Origin of the sequence: Methanobrevibacter sp. UBA417 (assembly GCF_002508845.1) — an archaeon.
In the GTDB taxonomy this organism is placed as follows: Archaea; Methanobacteriota; Methanobacteria; order Methanobacteriales; family Methanobacteriaceae; genus Methanobrevibacter_A; species Methanobrevibacter_A acididurans.
The window spans coordinates 51,333-57,808 of record NZ_DAZC01000032.1 but is presented as its reverse complement, the minus strand read 5'-3'; the positions used below and the strand labels follow the sequence as shown (position 1 = coordinate 57,808).

At 26.8% G+C, this 6,476-nt stretch carries 6 protein-coding genes; all 6 read right to left on the bottom strand.

From position 1 onward, the window contains the following. Positions 1-605: 605 nt before the first annotated feature. The 6 genes from BP769_RS07680 to BP769_RS07655 all read right to left on the bottom strand — a co-directional run bounded on the left by BP769_RS07680 (position 606) and on the right by BP769_RS07655 (position 6,386). On the bottom strand, positions 606-1,829 hold the full coding sequence (locus tag BP769_RS07680) for an LUD domain-containing protein (protein ID WP_413825925.1): 1,224 nt from the start codon (positions 1,827-1,829) through the stop codon (positions 606-608). Continuing rightward, positions 1,829-2,536 carry a (Fe-S)-binding protein gene (locus tag BP769_RS07675; RefSeq protein ID WP_409197669.1) on the bottom strand — a complete coding sequence of 236 codons (708 nt, stop codon included), beginning with the start codon at positions 2,534-2,536 and terminating at the stop codon, positions 1,829-1,831. Before BP769_RS07675 ends, BP769_RS07680 begins: the two co-directional genes overlap by 1 nt. A gap of 25 nt (positions 2,537-2,561) precedes the next feature. Then, positions 2,562-2,927: a DUF2304 domain-containing protein gene (locus BP769_RS07670; RefSeq protein WP_413825927.1), complete on the bottom strand. Its 366-nt coding sequence runs from the start codon at positions 2,925-2,927 to the stop codon at positions 2,562-2,564. A 24-nt stretch (positions 2,928-2,951) separates the two neighbouring features. After that, positions 2,952-3,677, bottom strand: coding sequence for a glycosyltransferase family 2 protein (locus BP769_RS07665; RefSeq protein WP_409197671.1), 726 nt, complete (start codon positions 3,675-3,677; stop codon positions 2,952-2,954). A gap of 15 nt (positions 3,678-3,692) precedes the next feature. Next, positions 3,693-4,154: a riboflavin synthase gene (ribC, locus tag BP769_RS07660; protein WP_409197672.1), complete on the bottom strand. Its 462-nt coding sequence runs from the start codon at positions 4,152-4,154 to the stop codon at positions 3,693-3,695. A gap of 177 nt (positions 4,155-4,331) precedes the next feature. Next, entirely contained in the window at positions 4,332-6,386 is a 2,055-nt protein-coding gene (locus BP769_RS07655) for a heavy metal translocating P-type ATPase (RefSeq protein WP_413825930.1), read from the bottom strand. Positions 6,387-6,476: the final 90 nt, after the last annotated feature.

Genomic DNA, 6,476 nt, shown 5'->3' with positions numbered 1-6,476 from the left:
TTGACAGAAAATACAAAAAAATTGTAAACTAAATACGTTATAACATTATTAGTCACGTTAAGAAGTACACATAAAAAAATAGCAGAGTAATAACACAATTAATTGTTACTATGATATAACAATCAAATATCACCACATCTACAAAACCAACATCAAACCATAATAATTAATATTAGGTTCTCACGAACATGTATATAATCAAATTTTGATTAATACAATTTTATAAATATAATATCTAGCCACATGTGGAAAAGCAGTCATCATAGTCATAATGTAAAATACATAATAAACTTAGACCAACGCCATTAAAACACATGGCACAACATATAGGGAAAGTTACAACAAAGATAATTTCTATTAAAATATATTGCAAAATCTAATATTTTTTTATAATATAAGTTAATATATCTTTTTTTTTAATTTATATAAATTTATTAGTATATTTTTCGTTTAAACTTAATTATATTTATATTATTTTTTATAAAAAATATAAAATAATAAAAAATAAATAATTAATAATACTTATTTTATTAAAACTTAAAAACCTAAAAAAATTTAAAAAAAACACTGAAAAAACAAATAATTAAAAAGAGTTAAAAATTAAATTAAAAAGGAGAATTATGGTCTTTAATTTTATCCTTAATTAAACTATGAGGTTCAAGGAAAATACCTAAATCATTATTATTAGCCCTTAATTGTTCAATAATAGCATTAGTAGGTAAAGAAACAGGACAATTTTCAGTGCAAATACCACAGAGAGTACATTTAAACAATCCTGACTTTAAACTAGTATCATGATCACCAATAAAATCACTGAAAGCTACTCCACGACCACCAACATAATTTTCATAACCAAAATCACTACCTATAACATTATAAACAGGGCAAACTGTAACACAATTTCCACAACCTACACACCATAAACATTCATTAAAAGCTTTACTTCGACCATTATCTAAAAATATAACCACAACTTTTTCAGCACCATACATATTCTTAAACAATTTCTTTTCAATATCAGCAGTTTTTGAAGGTCCAGAAACAATATTCATATAAGAAGTAACATGACTCCCAGTAGCATAAATAGTTTCTAATTTAGCTACACTTATTGCATCTTCAATACTTGGAACTAATTTATCAATACCTGCAACAACAATATGTAATTTTTTACTAATCACATGATTAATATTTCCTTCATTATGAATTAAAATTATAGAACCATCTTCAGCAGCAATACTATTAGCCCCAGAAATACCAACATCAGAATCCTTCATCTGATTTAAAACATCTTTTTTAACAGCCTGCATTATCTCATGAGCATCATCTTCAACATGAACATTCATTTCACTATTATTAATCACATTAGCAATTTCATGCACATCTAAATGAGCCGCAGGACAAGTTGGATGAATTGGAATATTATATCCCTCTTTAATTTGTAATATACGATCACCTAAATCTGTAGCTAAAAAATTCACACCATACTCATCTAAACAATCCTCAATTTTAATTTCCCTTAATGTATTAGATTTTGATTTAGTAACTGTAACCCCAGATAAATCTTCATCTTCAGCATTTTCTTTTATTAAATCTACGATTTTATCTTGAGCATCTTCAATTGTTGAAGCAAAAAATGAATCAATACCATTTCTTTTAAATGACTCACAGGCAGTTTTATATAATTCTTCATTATTATTTATACTGTCTTTCCTAATATTTTGAACTTTTTCTTTTAATTCTAGAGATTTAGGTTCTTTCATAATATGATTAGTTCTATCATTTGCTGTTTTGAAAGATTTTCTCATTGTTTCTAATTCATTTTCTTTCATCACATATCCTCTTCTTCTTGTTTTTTTAGATTAGTGCAAATAAATTCAGATAAATCTAATACTTCCATATCTGAATTATCATTAAGGTTTAATTTACAGAATGGACATGCTGTTACTAATAATTCTGCACCAGATTCTTCTGCTTCTTTCATACGATTTTTAGCTATTTCATTACTCATATCATTATATGCAGATTTAACTCCACCACCAGACCCACAACATAGGGCATCTTCTCGATTATGTTTCATTTCAACTAAATCAGCACTACTTTTTATAACTTCACGAGGAGCTTCAGATTCTCCAGCATGACGACATAAATGGCATGGATCATGATAAGTTACTTTGATATCATTTTTTTCAGGACTAATTTTTCCTTCTTTTATAAGTTGATTTAATAATTGTGATATATGAATAACATTAAACTCAGTGTTTAATTTTTCTTTATAATCATTTTTTAAAGTTTTATAGCATCCAGCACAAGATGTGAGTATTGTTTCATTTTGATAATCTTTTAAAAAATTTATATTTTCTTTCATTTGTTGTATTGCAGCATCATGGAATCCTGTTCGTAATAATACAGATCCACAACATGGTTCATTTTCTAAAGTATGGTATTTTATACCTGCTTTTTTAAGTATATATTCTGTTGCATCAGCTATTTCAGGTATTTTTTCACTGGCTGTGCATCCTTTATAATAAAGTATCATGTTTTAATTTTCCTAAAAAATTTTTTTATTCCTTTTTATCTTTTTCATCTTCTAATATTATTTCATTTTTAATTGCTAATTCTCTCACTAAATCATTAATATTTTGATTTAAATCATCAATTTTAATATATAATCTAAATATTAAGTAAAAACATCCTAAAATTGCTATTATGAATAATAAATTTGCACCTGTAGCTATACCGAATACATGTGCTATAGAATCTATTGTATTTGGTACAAATGCAAACAGAACAAGGAAAACCCATAATATAGCCCATAATATAAACGTTGGAAGACTAGTTTTTTCTTTTGTATATCTATGATAAATTAAAATAACTGCTACAATAGCTATAATTAAAAATATTACTTGATATAATAATAATTGTTGCATTGTATTTACCTACCTATCTTTTTATTAAAATCTAAATAAATCTAAAATCATTTGGAACATAATTTTTAGTCCTACCATTAAATTAGTCCCTTTTTCTTGTGTTTCTGGAGTGTATATAGTTGTAATTGTTACTTCTCCTACAGATATTTTATTTAACTTTATCTCTTTAATGAATTCAGAAGATACTCCATAACCTTGGGAAACTACATCAATTTTACTTGCAGCATCTGCTGAAAATGCTCTTAATCCTGATTGTGAATCTTTTACTTTAACTCTATAAAATATTAATGTAAGTAAATTCATCATTGTATTTGCAAAATTTTTACTTCTAGGCATATCTTCAAAAGGTCTTGCACCTATTACTGCTTCAACTTGACCTTGTTTTAATGGAAAACATACTTTTTTTATATCTTCAACTTCATGTTGTCCATCTGCATCAAATGTCACAATATATTTAGCATTATGTTTTAAAGCTGTATTCATTCCAGTTTTTAATGCTGCTCCTAAACCTCTGTTTATTACATGGGACACTATAATAATATTATTTGGATATTTTATTTGACTTTCTTTTGCACATTTTAAAGTCGTATCAACAGATCCATCATTAACTACTACTACATGATATCCTTTTTTTGAAATTTTTTCTATAACTTCACTTACTGTTTTTTCTTCATTAAATGCAGGTACAACTATGTATACACCGTCAGTATCTTCATAATTTGTTTTAGTTTGCGCTTGTGTGTTTGTCATGAAAATCAAAAAATATTATAAAGGACCTGCATCAGGTTTACCTTCTCTTTTACCTTTTCCTGCTTCTTTTGAAAATTGTTTTGGTTTAAACATCATTTTTATTAAGTTTTGTGCATGTTCTCTTGCTCGTGTTTCTGCAAGTATTTTTAAATCTTTTTCATTATCTTCTTCATCTTCATGTACAAAAACTTCCAATATATGTTTATTTGTCATTAATTGTGCTCTGATTAAACCTGTAGATGCTTCATGTGCACACATTTTGTCTTTTTCCATTGGACCCGGCATTCCAAGAGCCATTACAATTTCACAATCTTCTTCTTCTATTAATTTTTTAGAAGCCACAGGTAAGTCTTTTACACCAGGTACAACTGAATGAATTATTTTTATATCTGAAGCATATTTTTTTAATTCATCTATTGCAGCAGCCCCCATTTCAAAACGTGCAAATGTTGTTTCACAAACTCCTATTTTAAGCAATGTTTTATTCCACCTTTTATAATTTATTTTATGAAAAAATGATATAATATTATAATATATATTAATATTAGATATGAATTTTGTAATATAAAAAACTTTACAATGAAAAAAGAGTAGTTTGTGGAAGTAGAATAAAATAAAAAAAGGAGAAAGAAATTAGTATAAAAGAAAAAATATTTAATGCATATGTTTATGTGTATGTGATGAACCATTAAAAGTAATTACTTCCCCTAAATCTAAATTTTTATGAGAATGATTAAGATTACCTTTATCATGTGAATGGGTTAAAATTTCATTGTTTTTAACTGGTTCATTAGGATTATATTTTTTAATATTATCATCAAATTTACGATCATATAAAAATCCTGCATTAGCAATAACAACACATGATCCAATGTTATGAACAAGTGCACCAGTTACTGGGTTTAACCAACCCATTACACTACAGAATATAGCAACTGCATTTATACACATACTTAAAGTAATATTGAAATGTATATTATATAATGTGGCATTAGATAATTTCTTAAGATATGGGATTTTTTCAATATCATCACCAAGTAATGCTACATCTGCAGCTTCAATTGCAATATCACTACCCATTTTAGCCATAGCAACACTAATATTAGCTGTTTTTAATGCAGGAGCATCATTTACACCATCACCAATCATTGCAACCATTTCATTATTATCTTTGATTTTTTGTATTTGTTTTACTTTATCTTCAGGTAATAATTCTGCATGAACATTACTTATACCTACTTGTTTAGAAAAATAATTTGCTGCTTGTATATTGTCTCCAGTTAAAAGAATTACTTTAGTGTTTAATTCTTCTAAATTTTTAATCATTTCTTTTGCATCTTCACATAAAATATCGGATAATGCTATAATACCTAATATTTCATTTTCATTTGCAACAATTATATTTGCTTTACCTTCATTATTTAAATATTTTAATGTTTCATTTAACCCATTAGTATTTATATTATTTTCTTTTATGAAGTTTAAGTTTCCACAAAATATTTCTTCTTGATCTATTTTAGATTTTACTCCTTTTCCAGGTATCATTTGGAAATCTTCACAATCATCAAATTTTATATTATTTTCTTCAGTATATTTTATTAATGCTTTAGCTAGTGGATGTTCACTTCTTTTCTCACAACTTGCAGTTATCTTAAGTAATTGCTCATTACTTAAGTTTTCTTTTTTACTTATCACATCTGATACTTTTAAATCTCCATATGTTAATGTTCCTGTTTTATCAAATGCTATAATATTGGTTTTTCCAAGATTTTCTAATGCTTCACCAGATTTTATAATTACACCATATTTTGTTGCTTGACCAATTGCAGCCATAATACTTGTTGGTGTGGCAAGTATTAATGCACAAGGACAAAATACTACTAAAACAGTCACTGCACGATTTATATCACCAGTAAATATGAATGCACATATAGCAATTAGTAATGCTACTGGCACTAACCATGTTGCCCATTTATCTGCAATTCTTTGGGTTGGTGCTTGTTTATTTTCAGCATCTTTCACCATGTCTATTAATTTTTGTAAACTAGAATCTTCTCCACGACTAGTAGTTTCCATATCAATACTACCATATAAATTCATAGTTCCACAAAATACTTCATCCCCAGGTTTTTTATCAATTGGTAAAGATTCCCCAGTCATAATAGATTGGTCCAGAGAAGTATTTCCTTTTGTTATTACTCCATCGACGGGTATTACTTCACCAGGTAATACTCTTAAAGTATCTTTTAAGTTAATTTCATTAACATTTACTATTTCTTCTTTAAAATTTCCATTATTTGTTTGTATTATTTTTCTACCTTTTTGTGGGGTTAAATTTATTAAGTTTTTTAAACCATTTTGAGCACGATCTACTGTATAATCTTCTAATAGTGCACCTAAAGACATTATAAATGCTACTTCTCCTGCAGCAAATATTTGACCTATACCTATACTTGCAATCATTGCAACTGTTATAAGTAATGCAGATGATACAAATTTTTCTTTTATTACTCTAATTAGTGCAAGATATATTAAAGGAAAACCACTTATTATTACTGCACCCCATGCTGGATCTATTGGTGATTGAATATGAAATACCATGAAAACTAAACTTATAGCTAAGAATATTCCTGAAATTATAGTCATTTTTAATCCTGCTAATAATTCATTTAATTTTTCTAGGCTCATATCCTCTTTATTTATATTCATTTTTTTCTCCCTGTAATAAATTGTATTACTTTTTTTGAATTTCTTTATATACTTAGTATTACTATAGCTAGAAAAAAAATATAATAATAC

Bases quoted from the DNA above. Each gene is read 5' to 3' on its own strand.
- BP769_RS07675 (WP_409197669.1), bottom strand. From the start codon at position 2,536: ATGATACTTTATTATAAAGGATGCACAGCCAGTGAAAAAATACCTGAA.
- BP769_RS07655 (WP_413825930.1), bottom strand. From the start codon at position 6,386: ATGAATATAAATAAAGAGGATATGAGCCTAGAAAAATTAAATGAATTA.
- BP769_RS07670 (WP_413825927.1), bottom strand. From the start codon at position 2,927: ATGCAACAATTATTATTATATCAAGTAATATTTTTAATTATAGCTATT.
- BP769_RS07680 (WP_413825925.1), bottom strand. From the start codon at position 1,829: ATGAAAGAAAATGAATTAGAAACAATGAGAAAATCTTTCAAAACAGCA.
- BP769_RS07665 (WP_409197671.1), bottom strand. From the start codon at position 3,677: ATGACAAACACACAAGCGCAAACTAAAACAAATTATGAAGATACTGAC.